At 69.4% G+C, this 2,099-nt stretch carries 4 protein-coding genes; all 4 read left to right on the top strand.

Annotated elements, in window-relative coordinates:
• The first annotated feature begins 147 nt into the window (after positions 1 to 147).
• Complete coding sequence (locus GQQ92_RS16410) at positions 148 to 951, top strand: hypothetical protein (RefSeq protein ID WP_157000381.1); 804 nt, start codon at positions 148 to 150, stop codon at positions 949 to 951.
• 62 nt (positions 952 to 1,013) lie between these two features.
• Positions 1,014 to 1,154, top strand: a complete 141-nt coding sequence (locus GQQ92_RS16405) for a hypothetical protein (protein ID WP_157000380.1) — start codon at positions 1,014 to 1,016, stop codon at positions 1,152 to 1,154.
• Positions 1,151 to 1,402: a hypothetical protein gene (locus GQQ92_RS16400; RefSeq protein ID WP_157000379.1), complete on the top strand. Its 252-nt coding sequence runs from the start codon at positions 1,151 to 1,153 to the stop codon at positions 1,400 to 1,402. Before GQQ92_RS16405 ends, GQQ92_RS16400 begins: the two co-directional genes overlap by 4 nt.
• A gap of 307 nt (positions 1,403 to 1,709) precedes the next feature.
• Positions 1,710 to 2,099: ribbon-helix-helix protein, CopG family (locus GQQ92_RS16395; RefSeq protein WP_269149192.1), on the top strand; the 390-nt coding region annotated here is incomplete at its 3' end.

The following is a 2,099-nucleotide window of genomic DNA, read 5'->3' as shown; positions in this document are numbered from 1 at the left end:
CTTGCAGCGCCAGTACATGGGCGCCATGTCTCGCATCGAAGGCCTCATCGCCGCTGCCGAGGAGCCGGACCCCCGTCCTAGTAGTCACGGGGGTCACACCCCCACCCCCACCTCTGACCCCACCCCCACTGAGGAGGCCTGAAACGCATGTCGCTTGCCTCTCGCTGGGACTGGTACGAAGCCACGATCGACAACGTTGATGACGGTCGAGTCACTGCTGCGCTGGCGCTCGCAACTGGGGCGACGGTCACTCTCGGCAAGGGGCGCAACGGGTACGCGCACTGCGACGTGCTCGAACGCGACGACGAGGTGCTCGCGCAGGTCTACGGGCGTTCCGCCCGCGCCGGTGAGGTTCACGTCACGATCACGTCGGAGGCCTGCGACGAGGTGGTGCCGCTGCTGCGCGCGCGGTTCCCAGAGCATCGCGTGTCGCGTGCGGATGCCGCGTGCGACTTCGCGGCCGACTTCGCCGTGCTCGATCCGCAGACGCTCGGCTTCGCCGAGGAGCACGGCATCTCGTACCGGCTCGTCACCGACTCAGACGGCGGCTCGACGCGGTACCTCGGCTCCCCGACCTCGGAGACGCGCCTCCGCGTGTACAAGAAGTCCGAGCAGCTGCGCGCGCTGCACCCCGAGGCCGCAGACCGCATCCCGAGCGGCATCGTCCGCTGTGAGCTCGTCGTCCGACCGGGCAAGCGAGCCGTCAAGGAACGCCTGTCGACCATGAGCCCTGACGAGGCGTGGGGCATGTCGCGGTGGTCGGCGCTGTTCGCGGTCATGGTCATGGGCTTCGAGCCGGAGCGGGTGCCCACGCACTTCCGCCGACCCACCGACTGGAGCCGGGCGTTGCACTTCCTCGGCAGCCAGTACGGCCCGAGCATCGAGCGTCGCGTCGCCGTCGTTGGCATCGACCAGGCACGCGCCGAAGTCCTGGCGGCGCTCGGCCTATGAACCGCGCAGCCCGACGCCTCCGGAGCCGTGCAGCGGCTCAGCCCTGCGGCATGGTCTTGCCCGTGTCGGTCGCGATCATGCTCGAGGCCGAGATGCCGGTACCGGGTCTCCGCCCGCTGCTCCTCGAGGTGCGTCGCGATCACGGCCCCGACGTGCTGGTCGAGATCTGCGGCGAGTGTCAGACGCTCGGGGTAGTGCGATGAGCGCCCGCGGCCCCTACGCGCGCTACGCGCCCCTCAGAGGCACGCAGAGCGCTCTGGTGGGCTATCTGCGCCGTGGAGACTGGCAGGGCGTCGTAGAGGCGCTGGCGGGCGTTCTGGGGCGTCCTGTGGGCAACGTCTGGCTCGCGGTCGCTGCGCTCGATGCTCGGGGCCTCATCACGGCTCGTCGGCTCGATGACGGCACGGTGCGCCTGAGGCTCACGAAGTCGGGTCGCTCGATCCGGCTCTGACGGCGGTTGGGCGAGAGGCCGGCGCGGAGGGGCGCAGCCGGCGCGGAGCGACGGGGAGCACTCCGGGCCGGCCTCTCGCCGGCCTCCGACAGAACGGCCCGAGAGTCCTGCTCGGGACTGCATCGCACTGAGGGCATGCGTTCGATAAGCGGAGCGTCCGGCCGGTTCTCGGCACGGTGCAACCCCACGCTCTTCGGGGTTGCGGCGGGTCGAGGTTCGCGCCAGATGATCGGTGTTCGGATGCCTGCCCGGACGCAACCGGCGTGTCATACCTTGACGGGGGTCGTAATCGTCATACTCTGTGCTCATGGTCACACGTAACGACAACGGCATGGTGCGAGTCACTGTCACTCTCGATCCCATCGACGTCGACCTCATCGACCGCCTCGCCGCGCTCGAAGGGCAGAACCGTTCGATGGAACTGCGCGGCATCCTCCGCGAACTCAGGCCCATGCTCACGGCCACTGTCGAGGCCTTCGAGGCCGCGAACGCTCAGCGCGATCTGTTCACCGAGGCCGCTGCCGAGGCGGCCACGAAGGGCCTCGAAGCGCTCATGCCCGAGGTCGAGGCCTTGCAGCGCCAGTACATGGGCGCCATGTCTCGCATCGAAGGCCTCATCGCCGCTGCCGAGGAGCCGGACCCCCGTCCTAGTAGTCACGGGGGTCACACCCCCACCCCCACCTCTGACCCCACCCCC

This window comes from Agromyces terreus (genome assembly GCF_009749465.1).
In the GTDB taxonomy this organism is placed as follows: Bacteria; Actinomycetota; Actinomycetes; order Actinomycetales; family Microbacteriaceae; genus Agromyces; species Agromyces terreus.
This window is presented reverse-complemented; position numbering and strand designations above follow the sequence as displayed.

Excerpts from the sequence above, each read along its gene's own strand:
- GQQ92_RS16410 (WP_157000381.1), top strand. The coding sequence starts at position 148 with ATGTCGCTTGCCTCTCGCTGGGACTGGTACGAAGCCACGATCGACAAC.
- GQQ92_RS16400 (WP_157000379.1), top strand. The coding sequence starts at position 1,151 with ATGAGCGCCCGCGGCCCCTACGCGCGCTACGCGCCCCTCAGAGGCACG.